Here is a 17,407-nt window from a genome sequence, read left to right as displayed (position 1 = left end):
CTACCTGTGCCAATAAACAGGGCAGATTCATGCCGCAGGGCAGAAAAACTGCAGAAGGAGTAATCATGAATAAGTTAAAAAAACTTCAAGCGGACTACCGCGCTGGGAAAATCACTGAAGCTGAATACACTGCTAAGCTGCAGGCACTTTTAAATGAGGAAGAAATCACTCAGGAAGAGCACGATGAAGCGGCTGATTTTGATCCAGGTGATAGCGGAGACGAAAAGCCAATTTACACGCAGTCTGATATGGATTCCGCCATTGTAAAGAAAGCCCGCCAGATGGTCCGTCAGGCAATGAAAAAAGCGGGTGTCGATGTATCAAACATTAAACCGCTTGAACTGCTTGATTCTGTGGCAGAGCTTGCTGCAGCCGGTGTAGGCAAGGAGAAAGAAACAAACACCGAATTAAAGGAATTGCGCCGGAAAGCAGCGGCTTACGACGAATTGGAGCCGTCACACCGTTCTCTGACTGTTGAAAATGCTGTTTTGAAGGCGGCAGGCAAATACAATCCGGTAAACCCAGCACAGGTTGTCCGTGCGCTGAATGCTGATTATTCGCACCTTCTTGATTTTGATGAAGAGACGAACGCACTTGATCCTAAGAGCGTAACGCGTGCCATTAAACAGATTGCAGCTGAAGAACCAAACTTATTCAACAAAAAACCCGAAGAGGAAAAACGCGAAGATCAAGGTGATGATGATCTGAACAGTAAGCCTCCAGGCGGGGCAGGTCAGCAACAGACCGCAGCGGAGAAAGCAGCCGCTCAAAAAGCGAATGCATTGAAGCTTATGGGCTTTGATACACCGCAAAATTAATTCCTTAAAGGAGGATCTTGAAAATGCCAGGACAATTTACAGGTCAAATCCGCCGTATTTCTACGACAGGCGGCCGCGAAATCAAGGCAAGTTCGCATTATACATATGTGGTCAACGGGATTACATTGGATGGCTCAAAATTCGATGCTAACGAGCTGATTGTGGAAGGTCAGTGCCTTGTGAAAGACAAGACAACAGGCAAGTATGAAAAGTACGCAGAAGCGACAGCAGGCACGTTTCCTGAAGGTAAGAGTGATCCAGTCATTCTTGATACGTCTGTTCAGTTCGAGCCTAAAGATGGCGGCGGAAACGCAGATGTGATTGTAGGTGCAGCCATGATTCATGGTTCTGTATATCGCGGAATGTTATACGGCCGTACAGATGCTTTTGAAGCAAAAATGCCTCAAGTCAGCTTTATCACTCAATAATTAACGAAAAATAGAGAGGGGTCATTCTTATATGGCTGGTTTAGCACAATACAGCGAATTCTTTTCGAATCCGCTTTTCTCTGAAACCATTAGAGAAATTCCAGTAAAAAAAGATCACATCGGAGCTCGTTTCCTTCCGATCGAGGAGACGTATGAAACAAAATTCCATGAATCTGTTGTAACACATCAAGCAGATATGGCGAATATCGTCAGCCTGGATGCTGAAATTCCATTAACTGACCGCGATCCAATGCGCCACGTATCCGGTGAAATCGCGGATATTGCCCAGGCGTATATCGTAACAAAAGAGGAAATGGCTGCAGTGATGGATAAAGGCAATTCTGGTAAGAAGAAAATTGCAGAGAAGCAGCTGCTTGGTAAAGCGCGTCAGATTAAAGAAAACGTTGATGCTCGTATTGAGTGGATGCGCTGGCAGGCTCTTGGTAATGACGGAATTACATACGCTAAAAACGGTATTTACGTGACGCAGCCGTTCGGCATCAACATGAAAAAGGTAGCGGGCATCCGCTGGAATGATGTTGGCGCTACGATCCTGGCAGACTATGAATCCTGGGTACAAGAATACCTCGATAATAATGGTGTTCTACCATCTACTTATGTAACTTCTATTAAAGCAATCCGTACATGGTTGGCAAACGGAGATGCTCGCAAGCAAATTACCGGGCTATCTGACAAGCTCGTTACAATTTCAGAGCTCAATGCGTTTCTTGAAGACCGTCAGATGCCGCGTATTGAAGCGTTTGACAGCTCTGTTACATACCGTGATGTAAATAACCAGGGGCAACGTGTGACACAGCGCCTGCTTGCCGAAAACAAAGGCATCTTCCTTCGTGAAGGTGGCGAAATTGGTTCACAGCTGCTTGGTCCTACAGTTGAAAATGGCATGAATCCTGGTATCTTTGGACGTACAATCCGTGAAGAGCGTCCAATGCGCGACATCATCGAGGTTGTGGCTTCCAGCTTCCCGAAAATCACTAGCCCTGACCTAGTTGGGATCACAACAATTTTAGCTTAATCCAGAGAAGGGGCATTGCTCCTTCTTTTACTGTGAAAGGAGACAAAAAAATGGCTAATAAAACTATTTCTGTAGTATTAGACGCTCCAATTACTTATAACGGTGAAGAAATTGCAAAAGGTGAAGTAATTGAGCTTCCTGAAAAAAGTGCAAAATCCTTGATTAAAGAACAGACAGCCCGTGAAGTTCGGCCAGCTGATGAAGATGTTGTACGCCAGGCTTTGGATGAAAAATACAGCGATCTAGCTGATCTAAAAAAAGCAGCTGAAGCAGCAGGTGTTGAATTTGCCGCTAATGCCACAAAAGCAAAAGTGATCGATGCGATCATTGAGCAGGGCAAAGTAGACGCCCTGTAATAAAGGGGTGCTCTTATGAATTATTTAACAGCCAATGAGCTGAAATCCACATATTACAAAAAAGCGGACAGTATGGACGCTGGCGATGTAAATATGTATCTTGGCCGTGCAAACGGCTACGCATACAGTGTGATCGGTGGAATGCCTGTTTTTTCAGACACTCTTCCTGAAGACACACTGAAAGTTGCAGTGGCAATGGCTTTTGAAATCTTCGCTGAAGGCCAAGAAGCTGAAACAAATCCCGTTAATGGAAACATTACCGAGGCAGCTCCGCCCGGTCACTATGTCCGGAAAGCGGATAACCCATTTGATTTGGTGGAAAAAATGCTGCGCCCCTATGCAGAGAAAGTTGATTTGCAGAAGGAAGCTGAAAATCCACCTATCCAGGATAACGGTATGATGTTCTTATGAGCCGGAAAAACAGGTACTTCAACGTTGAAGGGCTTGAACAGTGGCAGAAAGCGCTGGTACAAATGGGCGGTCCTGCATGGGATAAAGCGCAGGATCGCATTTTGCGATCTACAGGGCTCCGATTTCAAGAGCACCTGGACGATTTCACGCCTGCGAAAACAGGACGCTTAAAAGAGTCCATGTCTGTAGGTCATTCAGACAATGTTTTTGAGATTAAAGTGGGCGGCAACAGCTATGTGTTCACTGGTACCGCTGTTGAATATGCGCAATACATCAACGATGGATTTGAGCAGCAGGAAGGACGTTTTGTGCCAGGGGAATGGAAAGGTGATACCTTTCACTACATTCCGAACCATAATAGCGGAATGGTTTTGATAGGAAAAGTGATTCCTGGTGCCCGCATGTTTGAAAGGGCAATGGATCTCATTGAAGATGACATGCGAACGATCATAGACTTTGAATTTCGCCGTATGTACCGCGATTTACTTGGATAGAAAGGGGGATGTCTATGAATTTTGTGCAGGAAATAGATGCTCTGCAGCGGTGGCTTTTCAAAACAGCAGGATTGCGATCCTATCAATTAAGTGAAGCACCACCAAAAGTAGCGCGGCCTGTTGTATTGTGGGAAATTCCTAGCCGGTCAAGCGGCCGTTACTGGGATAATTACACCCGCTTAAAGACAGCAGCACAGTACGGCAAGCTGTATGTTCAAAACTTGCAGGAATACGGAGAGCTGATCAGCAAACTTGAACAGGATCTTCATGACAAAATGAATGAGATTCCTGTTTACGAAACAAGCGATGCTTCTGCTTCCATCATCGGTTATTTGATCGACGTGGATCTGGAGACAAGCACAGCTCAAAATCTAGATGTTCCCATCGTAGTCCGATATAACGCGGTACATGAGCGAGAACAGCCGGAATTGCCAGGTCCAGCTACTGCAGTACATAGCAGGGTGATCGTAAAGCCGATTAATTAAAGGAGGTCTTCACATTGGCAACAGCTAAAAAAGTAGAAGCAGCACCTGTAACGTCGTATACCATTGACTACTTAATGGCGAATGCGGCGGTTTTTGGCGTGCCGCCTGAAATTGTACGCGGCGCGCTGTACGACAAAAAAGAAGCTACAAAAGAAGAAGCTGAAGCAGCGATCGATAAGTTCTTAAATCGGCCAAAATCAGCAAAAAAGGAAGGTGGTAAATAATGGCAGGAACATACACGCAGGGTCAGCATAAAGACCTTTCAGGTGTATACAGCACAATCCAAGCGGTTCGTGAAGCGAATGAGCAGGGTACGCGTGGTATTGTCGCCTACCCATTTACGTCTGACTGGGGGCCAGTGAACGTGCTGACTGATGTATCCAGAGATACACAATTCGATACGCTTTTTAACGGCAGCAAAACAGCACTCACTGCTAAACGCATCTACAATCACGCATTCCGTGGAAATCCTTACATCGTACTTGCGTACCGTATGGCTTCTACAAGTGCAAAAGTCGCGTCTATCACATTAACAGACGGGGCGGGCACACCGGCGACGTCACTAATTATTGACACTTTATATCCGACCACGCGTCCTTTCGTGGCGCGTGTCATCGATACATTAAGCGGCGGCAAACGGATCGAGTTTACGGAAAATGGTAGCGAGATTGCGAACGTGGAAGGGTCTTCCGTGGTCGAACTTCGGGAAGCAATCGATGCGACAAACTACTTCCGGGTCCGCACAGCTGGAGCAAATCTTCCAGCTAATAATGCAGGGGTTACATTCGCAGGAGGGCATAATGGCCAGGATATTACAGCTTCACAGCACCTTGCTTTCCGTACAGAAATTGAAGCTGATGGTCGTGCAAAAGCGATTGCAATGGATGACTACACAGATGCCGCTGAGGTTGCGACCTATGAATCTTGGCTAATGCGTGCCCGTGCAAACGGTGCATACATCACATTTGTAAACGGCGGTCCTGCAAGCTGGGAAACAAACCAGGATGTTGCACATGTTGTTAGCCGCGAATATAACAACCGCTCTATCGTCAATGTAGCAATGGGAGTTGATGGATACCCACCTTCAGAAATTGCACTTTTCATTGCGGCCCGTGTTGCTTCTGTAGCATTGAATCGTTCGATCACGGATGAAACGATTCCTTATGACAAAGTGAACAAGAAATTGACGCCTGATCAGCGTATCGCAGCCAAGCGCGCAGGTACATTAGTGCTTGTACAAAACGGCGATACTGTAGAAATTGACGAAGGCGTTAATACCTTTACAGTTGTCAATGACCCAGAAAATGAACGTGAAGAGTTTGGGAAAATTCGCGTCAGCAATACGCTGGATCAAATCGCAGCGGATACAGAAAAATTCGGCCAAGCTTACAAGAAAAACAAAAACAATACTGTTGAAGCGCGTGTCGCTTATGGTGCTGCAATCACTACAGAATACTTCGGACCGATGATCACGCAGGAAGTTCTTCATCCAGGGGCTACATACGCGCCGGATCCTGAATGGCATGGAGAAAATGCGGCATACACACCGAAGATTGACGAAGCGTACTTTGCTTCTACTATCCAGCCGATCGACAGTATGGAAAAAATCTATCAGAAATTTAACGTTTCTTTCAGCGCATAAGAAAGGAGTCGATAATATATGCCGAAACCAATTAATGGTCTATTTGGCTTTTTGTACGATGAAGAAGGGGATCAAGTACAGGGCACACAAGAATTCGAATCTACTGCTGAATTCGAAAAGCAGGAATACCTGATTCCAGGAAAATTTTACAAAAAGCATGAAGTTTTAAATGGAACAATCTCTGGAAGTGCAACAATTTTGAAGATGGATAGCCGCCTTCAAAAGAAGATTTTCGAAAATCCAGAAGCAAAATATAACTATATCGGAAAGCTGAAACGGCCAGGTCCGAACGGAGAGGAAGCCATTCTATATAAAGGCGTAAGTTTTGATGGTACGCCGTTGCTGGGTTACAGCTTAGAAGAATTAGTAGAGTTTGATCTCGATTGGACTGCTGACGATGCTGAATACCTGGCTTATATGATTTAACAGGACGCGAAAATGCGTCCTTTTTTCTTTATTTAAAACACATTTAACCGAGAGGGGAATAAACAATGCCAGAAAATACAGCTGTAAAAGATGTAACAAATGAGGAGCTAATTGAAGCGGAATTGATGGATGAAAATGATGAGCTTTTCTTTGTATCTCTTGAGGATGTGCTGGGCAAAGATCCTAAAATTTTAACTCAAACAAAAGAAGGAGTCATTAAGGCTGAGCGCTTAGGCGGAAAGATTCCTATTACATCACTTACTCCAGATGAGCATGCGCAGATTAAAAAAGACTGCACATACATGGATAAGCTGCCAAACAAGCGGTATGCACCGCAGATTGATGATGACAAGCTGATGATCCGCGTGATCATTGCTGCTGTTCATAAAGATCAGCGTTCTAACTTTAGTTTCAAGGATAAAAGCCTTTTGAAAAAATTAGGTGTACAAACTGCAGATCAGGCAGTAAAAGAGCTGCTGTTTCCTGGTGAAATTACAGCTGCAGCAATGGTTGTACAGGACATTTCCGGCTTCGATGATGAAGCTGAGGACTTGAGTAAAAAAGCAAAAAACTAATTGCTTCGAACGGCGAAGCACAACTGCTGGCTTATATTTGGAATGAAAAAGGTACATTCCCCAGCGATATTTTATCTTTGCCGCCGTTCGAACGTGCCTTTATTTACGAAGCTACACAGCAGCGGATTGAAGCAGAAAAACAAGCTGCTGACAAAGCGAAAAAGAAAGGGGGGAGAAGCAGGTAATGGCTAAAATATTTAACATGGGCGCGCGTCTGAGTTTGGTTTCGTCAGGCTATACGTCCGGTATTCGCGATTCAGTCAGTGCAACGAATGGGTTTGCACAACAGATTTCCATTGCAGATGCCGCATTAGGACGCTTTTATGATCGCCAGGGCAGGCTTCGAGAAGCGAATGGGCGATATGCCACTGCGACACACAAGTCAGTCGCCGCGACAGTCGCCTTCAGGGTAGCTACCGCTGCCGCTGTAGTAGCTGTTGGTGCATTAGCAGCAGGCATCGGGGCAGTAACTTCAGCAGCAGCGGCAATGGCTGGTCAAATTGATCAGTCGACAGGAAAAATACAAGCCATGACAGGAGCCACAAAAGAAGAGGCAGCTCAAATGACAGCTGCAGCAGCACAAGTTTATGCAAATGGCTGGGGGCCGGCGCTCGATCAGGTTGCGACAGATATGGCCGGCTTGAAGCAAGTAATGGGTGATGTCACAGAGTCTACAATGGAAGGGCTGTACATTATCGAGCAGGTTTCTAATATGCAGGCCCCAGTGGATGAAACAGCAAAAGTAGTCAAAACATTGACTGCGAATTTTGCTGGTCTTTCACAAACAGACGCATTAGATATTATTACGACAGGTTTTCAGCGTGGAGGCAATTATGCTGGAGATATGCTTGATACCCTAAACGAGTACAGTATGCAGTTTGCTGACTTAGGTCTTTCAGCTGATCAGATGATGAGTATGCTCATCGAAGGAAGCAAACAGGGTGCTTTCATGCTTGATAAAGTCGGGGATTCTGTAAAAGAGAGCTTTATCAGATTGCAAGATGGTTCGAAAACATCGCGGGAAGGTTTCGCGGCTATCGGGTTAGATGCAACAAAAATGGCACAGGACATCGCTGCGGGCGGTCAAAGTGCGCAAGCTGCGTATGAAGCAACTTTGATGGGTCTTGCTGCACTTGAAGACCCTCTTGCCCGTGAAACAGCTGGAGTTCAACTTTTCGGGACACAATGGGAGGACATGGGCGACTCGGTAATTTTAGCGATGCAAAAGGGAATGAAGGGGCTCGGTGATTTTCAGGGAGCAACTGCCGCCGCAGGTGAAGCGCTCCAAAACACTTTAGGTGCAAAATGGGAGCAGTTTAGCCGGCAGTTTGTGCTCGGATTTGCCCAGCTCGGCCAGCCTGTTATTGATGGATTGAAAAAAATACTAGACTGGGCCTTGGCAAACCTGCCAGGCTTTTTTGCCGTGGTACAGCCAATTGTAATGGCTGTAGGTACCTTCCTTGTCGGGGCATTCAAAGCTCTCACCCCAGTGATCGCTGCTATATCTCCTTATCTTGTAGGAATAGGAGTCGCTCTTGCCACAGTAGGCGCGTATTTTGCTGCAGTAGCCTTAAAAACAAAGGTTGTTTTGTTTGCTATGCGGCTGCTTTTTGCAGTACTGACAATGAACCCTATTACGATGATCGCGGTCGGCGTTGGTCTTCTGATCGGATACTTAATTCGGATGGCCGGAGGGTGGCAGGCAGCTGGTCAAAGAATTGCAGAATTTTGGGCTAAGCTCCAGCCATTTATTGCACAAATTGCAAGTGTAGTAATTCCGGCACTAAAGCAAATAGGTTCCGCGATTGTTACGGCCTTTTCAACCCTGCGTGATTTTGTGACCCCGATTCTAAACCAAATTATCGGGATGATCGTTGCAGGATTTGGCGGTCTGGTCGCCTTTATTCAGGAACACTGGACCTTAATTTCTACCATCATTTACGTTGCCTGGACCTACATTTGGACGCAAACGAAAGTTTCTGTGACGGCGATTTGGACTGTAGTGCAGGTTGCCTTCCAAATTATTTCCACTGTTATCCAAGCGGCACTCTCTTTTGTTTCTTCCGTGGTATCAAACGCCTGGACGTTCATTACTTCCGTATTTAAGGCAGGGCTTCAATTACTCCAAGGAGACTGGCGCGGAGCCTGGGACACTATGATGAAAATGCTTGATACAGTAAAAAGCAATATTAAAGGATTCTTCTCAAATCTGAAAGACCTCTTCTTCGAATCTGGCAAGAAAATTGTTTCAACTTTAGCCGATGGGATTACGTCAATGGCTTCAGCTCCAATCGATGCGATCTCCGGAGTGCTCAGCAAGGTACGTGAGTTTCTTCCGTTCTCAGATGCAAAGCGTGGTCCGCTGTCTCAACTTACATATAACGGTGGAAAAATCGTCAGCACAATGGCTGAAGGCATTTACAAGCAGCGTGGGGCACTTACGTCTGCTATGAATGATGTATTAGCCGATGCACCTGGCGCAAGTGTCGGTATCGAGCCAGGAACAGCAAGCCCTGCAGGATCGACAGCTGCCATTGCCAGAGCAGCTTCAAAAAGCATTACCATTCAAAACCTTATCGGCGGCTTAACGATCGATGGTTCAAAAACAGAAGATCCACGCAAGCTGGCAATGGAGATCATTAACATCATCTATGAATTACTTGCTGAAGCAAGCGATACAGAAGCGACAGGGCTGGGTGATCTGATATGAACAAATTAAATTTCGATATTACCTTCAGACATAACAAGACGGGCGAGTATTTAACTCTGCCCGTTTTGCCGATTGATGGGAAAATTACATACAACTATGGTGACACGCGTGCCGTCGAAGCAGACATCGTGGAGCTTGGAAGCGTAGAATTTCCGCTTGGCACTGAACTGGATTCGATGACAATTTCATCTTTTTTCCCTGGCAAGCATGATCCAGGCATCGTAAGAGTCAGACCTACAAAGCTTTCCAAACCATTGAGTTATCAGGAGAAATTTCTGGAATGGAAAAAGATGCGGAATTCCATTCAAGTCATCATTCCAGCTGCCGGAATCAATTCACGGATGTATATTTCAAGCTACGTGCCGGATCACGGCCGGGGCCGCTTGGGCCATATCTTTTACACGCTGGAGCTGCGCGAATATCGTGAAGTGAAGGCGGAAAAAGTGTCTCCCATAGCTGGAACCGTTAAAAAGAAAGCGACGCCGAAAACAAGGACGCCGGTACCTGCAAAAAAGATGCCTCAAACCTACACGGTCAAAGTAGGCGACAGTGTCACACTGATCGCAAAAAAGTTTAAAATTGCGGATTGGTATCGAATGCTTTACCTGCCGAACAGAAAGGTAATCGGCCCGAATCCTGATAACTTAAAAGTCGGTGTGAAGCTGGTGATTCCATGATCCGTATAGAAGTGGCAGGGCAGGATGTCAGCCAACTGATCGCAGAACCGCCGCGTATTGACGATCCAATTGAAAGCATTACGCGAAAATTTGAGTTTACGCTCTTTTCGCATAAAATCCCTGAAGGTGCTGACGTTGAATTTTTCGTGCAGAACCGCCGGGAGTTCATTGGCAAGGTTTACAGACGCCGCTTCGTGGATGATCGGCAGATGCAGTATGTGGCCTATGACCCGCTGTACAAATTGAAAAGTGTAAATGACTGGCACTTTCCAGGGATGACACTGGGGCAGATTTATAAGCAGCTTTTAAAAGCATGTGAAATCAATATTGGTAACATCCCAAACACGAAAATTATCCTTACTGAACTGTGGTATCAGAAAGAAAAAGCAGTCACAGCCTTAACAGATTCAATGGCCCGTACTAAAGCGAAAACAAACACACGATGGATGCCGCGATACAATCCATACACAGATGCTGCTGATCTTGTTCTGCTGGAAACACCGAAACTAATGTGGTCCTTTCAGGTAGGTGTAAACCTTACTGAAGCCACGTATGAAGAAGACGGCGAAAATATGGCCACAGTCGTGAAGCTAATCAACCGGGAAACTGGCCAGATTGTTACAAAGCAGAACGCAGTACAAAGAAAGAAATACGGCATGATTCAGGATATGGAAGAGGTCAGTAAGGAAGATGCTGCAAATATAAACGGCCTGGCACAAAAGTTCCTTGATGAAGTTTCCAGCGTCGGGATCACCGCAAGTGTGTCTGGCGTATCAGATGGGAAGATGCCTGTATTCTTTTCCGCAGACATGGTCTACATTGAAGAACAATTCAGCGGACTGCTGGGCGGTTACCATATTCGAAATGCAGTACATGAATTTCAATCTGACGGCTTGATCAGTGTCGCCGTGGATGTACAAAAAACCGCGTACGTTCCTGAAATTCAGATCGAAGATGCAAATGAAGATCCGGCCAAGAAAAAAGCAGCTGAAGTTGGCTCAGGCAGCACAACCACGACGGATGCTACAGCCCGCATAAATGGACAAGCGTACAGCTCTTTCCAAGCCACAGCATACGATCCGAAGCTTGGCGGGATCAACAAGCAGGGTGACGGAAAATACACTGCGACAAGCACCATATGGGCGTATAACCGTACCATCGCAGTTTCCCCGTCCATAATCCCATATGGATCGGTTGTGCATATCCAGGTACCGTCTATGCCGAAGTATTCAGGCATTTATTTGGCTGAAGATACCGGAGGCGCAATCAAGCGGGAGAACGGCGGTAAGCGAGTTGACATCCTGATTAAAGGAAAGACAGCGACAGCGAATTTTGGACGCCGAAGCGTGGAAGTGACCATTTTAGAACGCGGCAAAGGTCCAGCTGATGCCCGGAATAAAGTGAAGAACTGGAAAACACTGAAACCAAAATATGAAGCGAAGCTGAAGACAGTCACCAAAACCGTGAATACGTCAAGCGGCTCTTCTTCTAACGGGAACACGAAGCGCGATAAAATTGTCGCTGAAGCCCGGAAATGGAAAGGGAAGCTAAAGTATAAGTGGAACGGTAAAACAATCACAAACGGCCAGGGGGACTGTTCAGGCTTCACAAAGTATGTGTACAGGGTGGCTGTAGGCTTAAACATAGGCGACGGCTCTATCAATCAGGCCACAAAAGGCGTAAAGATCAGCACGAGAGAAGCGCAGCCGGGCGACCTGGTTGTATTTAAAGGAACAATTAAGGGGCGTGCGAAACATCTTCCTTCGCACGTAGGTATTGTGACGCGGCCAGGCTACTGTGTCAGCCTGGCATCTTCAGGCTGTAAAGAACACGGATATACCATGCAGACAGCCGCCGACTACTGGGGAAAACAATTTATGCAAATACGAAGGGTTCTATAAAGGGAGGGCAGGCAATGGCAAAAACACAGGTAAATAAAGCGCAGGAGCTTCTGGGGCTGATAAAGCAGCAGGGAAGCAAGGGTGCCGTAAATCGAAAAGGCATGACGATCGTGACTGCAGATTCTTCCAGCACATTGATTTTTGAAGGTTCAGCAAACCCTGTGTCGATGGCGCTGTTCGAAATCCCCGCGGAATATCTTCCGCTTGAACCCTTCGCCCGTTATTTTGCAGTACCGATAGGTGATAACCCTACACCTAACCGCTGGGGCATCATCCAGCGTTTGGACAATAAAGGATTATCTGAACAGATACAAGTTTCAAATGGATCGACCGTTACGACGTATACCCTGAAAAATGGGATATTCGTCGCGGCGAATTAATGAGGTGACAATATGGCTGATATTTTAGAGCAGGAGACCCCTGTGTTTGATTGGGAAAAAGGCGATTTCGCCCTTGATTCGCGGCGCCGGGTCATCCTTGTGAAAGGCGGCGAAGCAGCAAATCAAGTCGCGTTAAAAGCCTTGAATACAGCACGAGGAAAGTACTTGATATACGCCAATATCGATGACGAAGATCTTGATCACAAGTATGGAAATGATGCCTATGAAATCAAAAAAGCGGATGGTCTGACAGAAGAGGCCCGCCTAAATGAGCTGGAGCGTGCAACAATTGAAGCCCTGATTTATGATCCATGGATTACTGGTGTCACGGACCTTGTTTTAAAACGCCGTGGCGCACCAGGTCAATACGGGGAAGATGCCGATCACCTGAAGGAAGATGAAGTCGAAATCAGCTTCACGCTTCAGACTATCTTTAATCAGGATGTCATAATCGAAGGGGTGATTTTATCTGATGGCTGATGAATTGGATCTTGAATTCCAAAGTGTTTTTGAAGAAAGTGAAGATGCGATAAAGGAACGTGTACTGGCGCGTCCAGAGCTGGAGAAATACCGGAAAGAACCTGGCGACTTTGTGTATGACGTAGTCGTCGCTGGTGCGCTGGATACCCAGCAGCAGGGCACAAATATGGACGCCACACTTCGGCACGCTTTCCCGGTGTATGCAGAAGATATTTATCTTGATATGAACGTTGCAGGAACGAATATGGAACCGCGTTTCGAAGCAACGATCGCTCAGGGCAAACTCCAGGTAACAGCCCGCGCTGGTGTCACGATCCAGCAGGGTCAAGAACTGATCACGACTGCCGTGGATGCTGATGGAAATCCCATCATCGGCATTGTAACTGAAGAAGTCATTTATACGGCAGAAGGCACACAAGACATTTTGGTCGATACGCAGGGTGAAGGGGCATCAATGAATGTTGAAGCGGGGTCTGCTTGGACGTTTCTTCCAACGTTATCCGGTATTATTTCAATCGATCAGGCCGAAGATTTTGAGGGAGGCCGGGATCGAGAAAGTGATGAAAGCCTTCTGCAGCGATGGAAAAATGCTGCACAGCTGCCGCGCCGCAGCGGCAACAAGCTGGATTATGACGCTTGGGCACAGGAAGTTATCGGTGTGGGTACTGTAAAACCTATTCCATTATGGGACGGTGATGGCACGGTCAAGCTGATCATTGCAGACATTGAAGGGCGTCCAGCTACCGCAGAAATGATAAATGCAGTACAGACTTATATTGACCCGTATCAGGACGGTATGGGTGACGGGAAGGCGCCAGTCGGTGCGATTGTCACAGTCGAAAGTTCGGTGGACAAGCTAATCGATGCAGCTGCTAAAGTCGTGCTAATGCCTGGTGCTACAATGCAGCAGGTTATTGATTCGTTTAAAGTTGATTTTGACACTTATTTAAGCGGGGTCGCAGATCTTGCACTTTCTTCTTCAGAAACGCAGTACGTGATTTATAAGAAAGTAGAAGCCTTGCTTGGAGCAAATGAGCTTATCGCGGATTATAGTAATTTCACACTAAACGGCGGCACAACAAATATCGCAGTACAGGGTAATGAAATTCCAGTTCGCGGGATGGTGAATTTCACATGACCTTAGAAGAACGCGTCGAAGCCGTCATGCAGCTGGTGCCCAGCTATTACGACACTTCGCAGGTGTACCGAGATGTATTGACTGCGATTTTATCTGAACACCAGCGAAATGCAGAGCGTGCGCTCGATCTTCGGGCGCAGCTGCATGTGCAGACTGCCACTTGGGGACTGAAATACTGGGAGTTCAACTATAATCTTTCGACAATCGAAACAGACAGCTATGAGCTGCGTCGGGCGCGTGTCATGGCTAAACGGGCCGGGCTTTCCACATTTACAAAGCCAGAAGCCCTTCGCCTTGCCAATATGTACAGCGTGCCGCAAACTGCCCGTTTTCGATCGATCCCGCGTACATACCGCTTTATGACCATGCACAATATTGATCACCTTGTCAGTTTTGACGGGATGATTGAAGCGTTTGAAGAAATGAAGCCAGCACATATGCGGCATGTCGTCGGGCTTTACACAGATGAAGAATTGATTATCGAAGACACGGTTTCTGTAAATCTGAACACATACCACACGGTCAATGAGTTCCGGGTAGGCATGACGCCGATTAAGTCGCAGGAAAGGATGGTTCTATAAATGAATACGGCATATATACAGCGTGCCCGTACCGATATTCTGAACCGGGCGACAACGGTGCGCTTGAACGGTGCGACAGACGTACCGATCAGCACAAAAACAGACAGCGGCGGGAAGATTGTAATTAACACAGGAAATATCGAAATGACGACTCCGGTAACATCGGTCGCATTACTGGATGAAAATGGCGGCGTGATCACAAACCGGACAACGAATTTTACCCCTGCAGCTGGGAAACCGCTTGTCTTCACCTTTGAATTTAATGTAAGGGGTGAACGTAAATAATGGCCTATAATGCAAAAACAAATTGGCAGGGAAACGACCCGGTAACAGAAGGTGATATTAATCGCTGGGAACAAGGGATTAAAGATGCCCATACGATACTGTCTGACGCGCTTATAAAAGGCACAACGGCTGTATCAAGCGGGAGCGCAAACACGTTGACCGATCAAAAATATTACACAGTCACAAATGCCGTCACAGCCACGCCTTCAGCGGCTGCTTACTTGATCTGCAACACACCAAAAACAGCTGCGGGCGCTTTTTATCAATTCGCTTTAAACTTATCGACAAACGCCGTACATTTTCGTTTGTTTAATGGTTCAGCCTGGTCATCCTGGACCCAGCAGGAAACAACCGCAGGGTCTGCAGCAAAAGTAAAAGCAGTGACAGATACACTGGGCAAAGCGAACGGAATTGCGACACTAAATGAAAACGGCTTAATCAACCGAAACCAAATCGGCGCCCTTCGCTGGCGCGATGTGATGGGTATTCCTGAAGGTACTTCATAACAAATAAGGGGGCAGGACATTGACAGTACAAACAGTCACGGCCACGATAAACGGCCAAACATATACATTGACGCTTAACGGATCAACAGGAAAATATGAAGCGACGGTCACAGCGCCTACAAAAACGTCTTTTAATGAATCAGGTGGCTATTTCGCTGTAACAGTTACAGCGACGGATACTGCGGGAAACAGCACCACACAGGATGCGACGAACACGGCAAACCGCCTAGTTGTTAAGGAGAAGGTGCCACCAGTTATTTCAGCCCTTTCTCCAGCTGCAAATGCACGTATGACAACAGCTGCACCGACCATCACAGGAACGATCAAAGATGAAACAAACGGTTCTGGGATTAATCTTTCTTCTTTCTCTTTGAAGATCGACGGAACAGCCGTATCAAATGCGAATATTACCTTTACGCCGGTTACAGGCGGCTACAACTTCTCGTATACTGCCAGCGGTTTAGCACAAGGAAATCACACGTACACGGTAAACGTGTCGGATAATGACGGAAATGCAGCGACGCAGCAGTCCGTAACGTTTGTAGTTGATACTGTAGCGCCTACCTTGAACGTTACAGCGCCTGTAAATGCTTTGGTAATAAACCAAACAAACCTGACAGTAACAGGGACTACGTCTGACGCTACTTCAAACCCTACGACGGTTACAATTGCCGTGAACGGGGCAGACCAGGGCGCGGTTACGGTGTCTTCTGGCGCATTCAGCAAAGCGGTTACGCTCACAGCTGGAACAAATACGATTGTCGTAAAAGCTCGTGACAGCGCAGGTCTGGAAACAACCGTTACACGTACCGTCACGCTTGATACAGTCGCTCCAACAATTAGCGGCTTAACAATCACGCCTAATCCAGTGGACACAGGTGCGACATTTATTATCAGCGTTTCTGTAACTGACTAATTTATGGCTGTGGTACGAATGACCGGGGAAATCGACGGGACAAGCATCATCTTCAGCAAAGACAAAAGCGGTACATGGGTCGCACCTGTGCCGCTTAACCTTGATGGTGAGTTTATCGTCGAAGTCACGGCATATGACGAAGCTGGAAACATGGCATATAGTACCGCGATGCTGTTTGCAATTGACCCGTCCACTTTATCGGCGCAGGTAATTCCACTGAATTATGTATATAAGGTGGGAGATGATCCGTTTGCTTGCACGGTGATCAGTTCCGATTTTGCCTTTTATGTGGTCGATCCGCACATGCAGCACGCAGAACTGCCGCAGAATTTTAGTGTGAGGGTGGTTTTGTAAATGAAGTTTATTCTAGGGGAACGTAAAGAAGTAAAAGTCAACATTATCAGCACCAGTACAGCCCCCTTCGTGATTCGAAACCCGGTCTTCACGCTATACCGAAATAGCAACGAGGAAGCTGTGCAGACGGGCGAATGTTCGATAAATGATAAAGAGCTAACAGCGGTGATTCAGCCCCCAGCTAAAGGGCTGTATACGCTAATGTTTACATATGAAGTTGCAAATGAAATCTTAAAAGCGCCTGTGCCGATTAACGTGGAGCGTTATTAAATGGCTGGGCCTGTTATAGACAGCGTGACGCTGACGCCGCAGACAGTAAACGCGGGGCAAAGCTTTAAAATTGAAGTATCTGTAACGTCTGTTATTACGCTGCGCGATCTGCAGACATTAACCTGGCAGCAGGTCCATGATCGCGGTCTTACATGGCGTGACGTAGATGAACCGAATTAAGAAAGCAGGGGTTTAAATGAGCCAATACAAAACAGATCAGCTGCAGCTGCACAAGTGGGGTCTAGACGACGATCTGGATATGTACGAATGGAACGAAAATTTCAGGGTCATAGAATCGCTGGTAGGACCTTGTAAAATGGTCCGGTCTGGGAAGGATGCGAACGGCGTCTTTACGACTGTAGAATACAGAAACCGTGTAGACGATAAGCTGGTAGTAAAAGTTGTCCTTTCTGGCGGAACCAGCCCGCAATATACGACCCGTACCTTTACTGTCTATGAAGCAGACGGGACAACAGTAAAAACGACTGTAGCGCGTCCAATCACATATGACGCAGACGGCGACTGGACGGGGGCGTAA

General features: G+C 46.6%; 24 protein-coding genes and 1 pseudogene. All 25 read left to right on the top strand.

Going from position 1 to position 17,407, the window contains the following annotated elements:
* Nucleotides 1-65: 65 nt before the first annotated feature.
* A complete protein-coding gene (locus M3221_RS13580) occupies nt 66-818 on the top strand; it encodes a hypothetical protein (RefSeq protein WP_251272297.1) in 753 nt (250 codons plus the stop codon).
* A 23-nt stretch (nt 819-841) separates the two neighbouring features.
* Nucleotides 842-1,246 (top strand): hypothetical protein, encoded by a 405-nt coding sequence (locus M3221_RS13575; RefSeq protein WP_251272296.1) that lies wholly within the window; start codon nt 842-844, stop codon nt 1,244-1,246.
* 31 nt (nt 1,247-1,277) lie between these two features.
* Nucleotides 1,278-2,282, top strand: coding sequence for a major capsid protein (locus tag M3221_RS13570; protein WP_251272295.1), 1,005 nt, complete (start codon nt 1,278-1,280; stop codon nt 2,280-2,282).
* Nucleotides 2,283-2,332: 50 nt separating this feature from the next.
* Nucleotides 2,333-2,638: a DUF7210 family protein gene (locus tag M3221_RS13565; RefSeq protein ID WP_251272294.1), complete on the top strand. Its 306-nt coding sequence runs from the start codon at nt 2,333-2,335 to the stop codon at nt 2,636-2,638.
* Nucleotides 2,639-2,653: 15 nt separating this feature from the next.
* The gene (locus M3221_RS13560) at nt 2,654-3,049 is read left to right on the top strand and encodes a hypothetical protein (RefSeq protein WP_251272293.1); all 396 of its coding nucleotides are present in this window, start codon (nt 2,654-2,656) and stop codon (nt 3,047-3,049) included.
* Complete coding sequence (locus tag M3221_RS13555; protein WP_251272292.1) at nt 3,046-3,543, top strand: HK97 gp10 family phage protein; 498 nt, start codon at nt 3,046-3,048, stop codon at nt 3,541-3,543. Before M3221_RS13560 ends, M3221_RS13555 begins: the two co-directional genes overlap by 4 nt.
* Nucleotides 3,544-3,557: 14 nt before the next feature.
* Nucleotides 3,558-4,028 carry a hypothetical protein gene (locus tag M3221_RS13550; protein ID WP_251272291.1) on the top strand — a complete coding sequence of 157 codons (471 nt, stop codon included), beginning with the start codon at nt 3,558-3,560 and terminating at the stop codon, nt 4,026-4,028.
* A 14-nt stretch (nt 4,029-4,042) separates the two neighbouring features.
* Entirely contained in the window at nt 4,043-4,252 is a 210-nt protein-coding gene (locus M3221_RS13545) for a YqzN/YkzM domain-containing protein (protein WP_251272290.1), read from the top strand.
* The gene (locus M3221_RS13540) at nt 4,252-5,670 is read left to right on the top strand and encodes a phage tail protein (protein ID WP_251272289.1); all 1,419 of its coding nucleotides are present in this window, start codon (nt 4,252-4,254) and stop codon (nt 5,668-5,670) included. Before M3221_RS13545 ends, M3221_RS13540 begins: the two co-directional genes overlap by 1 nt.
* A gap of 18 nt (nt 5,671-5,688) precedes the next feature.
* Nucleotides 5,689-6,096 carry a phage tail tube protein gene (locus M3221_RS13535; RefSeq protein WP_251272288.1) on the top strand — a complete coding sequence of 136 codons (408 nt, stop codon included), beginning with the start codon at nt 5,689-5,691 and terminating at the stop codon, nt 6,094-6,096.
* 65 nt (nt 6,097-6,161) lie between these two features.
* Nucleotides 6,162-6,671: a phage tail assembly chaperone gene (locus tag M3221_RS13530; RefSeq protein ID WP_251272287.1), complete on the top strand. Its 510-nt coding sequence runs from the start codon at nt 6,162-6,164 to the stop codon at nt 6,669-6,671.
* A 184-nt stretch (nt 6,672-6,855) separates the two neighbouring features.
* On the top strand, nt 6,856-9,381 hold the full coding sequence (locus M3221_RS13525) for a phage tail tape measure protein (RefSeq protein ID WP_251272286.1): 2,526 nt from the start codon (nt 6,856-6,858) through the stop codon (nt 9,379-9,381).
* Nucleotides 9,378-10,058 (top strand): LysM peptidoglycan-binding domain-containing protein, encoded by a 681-nt coding sequence (locus M3221_RS13520; protein ID WP_251272285.1) that lies wholly within the window; start codon nt 9,378-9,380, stop codon nt 10,056-10,058. The genes M3221_RS13525 and M3221_RS13520 overlap by 4 nt, the downstream gene beginning before the upstream one ends.
* Nucleotides 10,055-11,959 carry a C40 family peptidase gene (locus M3221_RS13515; RefSeq protein WP_251272284.1) on the top strand — a complete coding sequence of 635 codons (1,905 nt, stop codon included), beginning with the start codon at nt 10,055-10,057 and terminating at the stop codon, nt 11,957-11,959. The genes M3221_RS13520 and M3221_RS13515 overlap by 4 nt, the downstream gene beginning before the upstream one ends.
* A 14-nt stretch (nt 11,960-11,973) precedes the next feature.
* Entirely contained in the window at nt 11,974-12,339 is a 366-nt protein-coding gene (locus tag M3221_RS13510; RefSeq protein ID WP_251272283.1) for a hypothetical protein, read from the top strand.
* Nucleotides 12,340-12,351: 12 nt separating this feature from the next.
* A complete protein-coding gene (locus tag M3221_RS13505; protein ID WP_251272282.1) occupies nt 12,352-12,819 on the top strand; it encodes a DUF2634 domain-containing protein in 468 nt (155 codons plus the stop codon).
* Entirely contained in the window at nt 12,812-13,957 is a 1,146-nt protein-coding gene (locus M3221_RS13500; protein ID WP_251272281.1) for a baseplate J/gp47 family protein, read from the top strand. Before M3221_RS13505 ends, M3221_RS13500 begins: the two co-directional genes overlap by 8 nt.
* On the top strand, nt 13,954-14,538 hold the full coding sequence (locus M3221_RS13495) for a putative phage tail protein (RefSeq protein WP_251272280.1): 585 nt from the start codon (nt 13,954-13,956) through the stop codon (nt 14,536-14,538). Before M3221_RS13500 ends, M3221_RS13495 begins: the two co-directional genes overlap by 4 nt.
* A complete protein-coding gene (locus M3221_RS13490) occupies nt 14,539-14,823 on the top strand; it encodes a hypothetical protein (RefSeq protein ID WP_251272279.1) in 285 nt (94 codons plus the stop codon).
* Nucleotides 14,823-14,927, top strand: a pseudogene (locus tag M3221_RS13485) (hypothetical protein); the annotation flags it as partial. The gene M3221_RS13490 and the pseudogene M3221_RS13485, both read left to right, overlap by 1 nt.
* Before the next feature lie 421 nt (nt 14,928-15,348).
* Nucleotides 15,349-16,245, top strand: a complete 897-nt coding sequence (locus tag M3221_RS13480; RefSeq protein WP_251272278.1) for an Ig-like domain-containing protein — start codon at nt 15,349-15,351, stop codon at nt 16,243-16,245.
* Between the two features lie 3 nt (nt 16,246-16,248).
* The gene (locus tag M3221_RS13475) at nt 16,249-16,599 is read left to right on the top strand and encodes a PF13754 domain-containing protein (RefSeq protein ID WP_251272277.1); all 351 of its coding nucleotides are present in this window, start codon (nt 16,249-16,251) and stop codon (nt 16,597-16,599) included.
* Nucleotides 16,600-16,869, top strand: a complete 270-nt coding sequence (locus tag M3221_RS13470) for a hypothetical protein (RefSeq protein ID WP_251272276.1) — start codon at nt 16,600-16,602, stop codon at nt 16,867-16,869.
* Complete coding sequence (locus M3221_RS13465; protein WP_251272275.1) at nt 16,870-17,049, top strand: hypothetical protein; 180 nt, start codon at nt 16,870-16,872, stop codon at nt 17,047-17,049.
* Between the two features lie 16 nt (nt 17,050-17,065).
* Nucleotides 17,066-17,407, top strand: coding sequence for a hypothetical protein (locus M3221_RS13460; protein WP_251272274.1), 342 nt, complete (start codon nt 17,066-17,068; stop codon nt 17,405-17,407).

The organism is Domibacillus indicus (genome assembly GCF_023715895.1).
GTDB lineage: Bacteria > Bacillota > Bacilli > Bacillales > Domibacillaceae > Domibacillus > Domibacillus indicus_A.
Note: the sequence above shows the minus strand (reverse complement) of the source record. Positions and strands in the feature narration are given on the sequence as shown.

What these genes read in the sequence shown, in the direction of transcription:
- M3221_RS13580 (WP_251272297.1), top strand. Translation starts at nt 66, where the DNA reads ATGAATAAGTTAAAAAAACTTCAAGCGGACTACCGCGCTGGGAAAATC.
- M3221_RS13575 (WP_251272296.1), top strand. Translation starts at nt 842, where the DNA reads ATGCCAGGACAATTTACAGGTCAAATCCGCCGTATTTCTACGACAGGC.
- M3221_RS13570 (WP_251272295.1), top strand. Translation starts at nt 1,278, where the DNA reads ATGGCTGGTTTAGCACAATACAGCGAATTCTTTTCGAATCCGCTTTTC.
- M3221_RS13565 (WP_251272294.1), top strand. Translation starts at nt 2,333, where the DNA reads ATGGCTAATAAAACTATTTCTGTAGTATTAGACGCTCCAATTACTTAT.
- M3221_RS13560 (WP_251272293.1), top strand. Translation starts at nt 2,654, where the DNA reads ATGAATTATTTAACAGCCAATGAGCTGAAATCCACATATTACAAAAAA.
- M3221_RS13555 (WP_251272292.1), top strand. Translation starts at nt 3,046, where the DNA reads ATGAGCCGGAAAAACAGGTACTTCAACGTTGAAGGGCTTGAACAGTGG.
- M3221_RS13550 (WP_251272291.1), top strand. Translation starts at nt 3,558, where the DNA reads ATGAATTTTGTGCAGGAAATAGATGCTCTGCAGCGGTGGCTTTTCAAA.
- M3221_RS13540 (WP_251272289.1), top strand. Translation starts at nt 4,252, where the DNA reads ATGGCAGGAACATACACGCAGGGTCAGCATAAAGACCTTTCAGGTGTA.
- M3221_RS13535 (WP_251272288.1), top strand. Translation starts at nt 5,689, where the DNA reads ATGCCGAAACCAATTAATGGTCTATTTGGCTTTTTGTACGATGAAGAA.
- M3221_RS13530 (WP_251272287.1), top strand. Translation starts at nt 6,162, where the DNA reads ATGCCAGAAAATACAGCTGTAAAAGATGTAACAAATGAGGAGCTAATT.
- M3221_RS13525 (WP_251272286.1), top strand. Translation starts at nt 6,856, where the DNA reads ATGGCTAAAATATTTAACATGGGCGCGCGTCTGAGTTTGGTTTCGTCA.
- M3221_RS13520 (WP_251272285.1), top strand. Translation starts at nt 9,378, where the DNA reads ATGAACAAATTAAATTTCGATATTACCTTCAGACATAACAAGACGGGC.
- M3221_RS13515 (WP_251272284.1), top strand. Translation starts at nt 10,055, where the DNA reads ATGATCCGTATAGAAGTGGCAGGGCAGGATGTCAGCCAACTGATCGCA.
- M3221_RS13510 (WP_251272283.1), top strand. Translation starts at nt 11,974, where the DNA reads ATGGCAAAAACACAGGTAAATAAAGCGCAGGAGCTTCTGGGGCTGATA.
- M3221_RS13505 (WP_251272282.1), top strand. Translation starts at nt 12,352, where the DNA reads ATGGCTGATATTTTAGAGCAGGAGACCCCTGTGTTTGATTGGGAAAAA.
- M3221_RS13500 (WP_251272281.1), top strand. Translation starts at nt 12,812, where the DNA reads ATGGCTGATGAATTGGATCTTGAATTCCAAAGTGTTTTTGAAGAAAGT.
- M3221_RS13495 (WP_251272280.1), top strand. Translation starts at nt 13,954, where the DNA reads ATGACCTTAGAAGAACGCGTCGAAGCCGTCATGCAGCTGGTGCCCAGC.
- M3221_RS13490 (WP_251272279.1), top strand. Translation starts at nt 14,539, where the DNA reads ATGAATACGGCATATATACAGCGTGCCCGTACCGATATTCTGAACCGG.
- M3221_RS13475 (WP_251272277.1), top strand. Translation starts at nt 16,249, where the DNA reads ATGGCTGTGGTACGAATGACCGGGGAAATCGACGGGACAAGCATCATC.
- M3221_RS13470 (WP_251272276.1), top strand. Translation starts at nt 16,600, where the DNA reads ATGAAGTTTATTCTAGGGGAACGTAAAGAAGTAAAAGTCAACATTATC.
- M3221_RS13465 (WP_251272275.1), top strand. Translation starts at nt 16,870, where the DNA reads ATGGCTGGGCCTGTTATAGACAGCGTGACGCTGACGCCGCAGACAGTA.
- M3221_RS13460 (WP_251272274.1), top strand. Translation starts at nt 17,066, where the DNA reads ATGAGCCAATACAAAACAGATCAGCTGCAGCTGCACAAGTGGGGTCTA.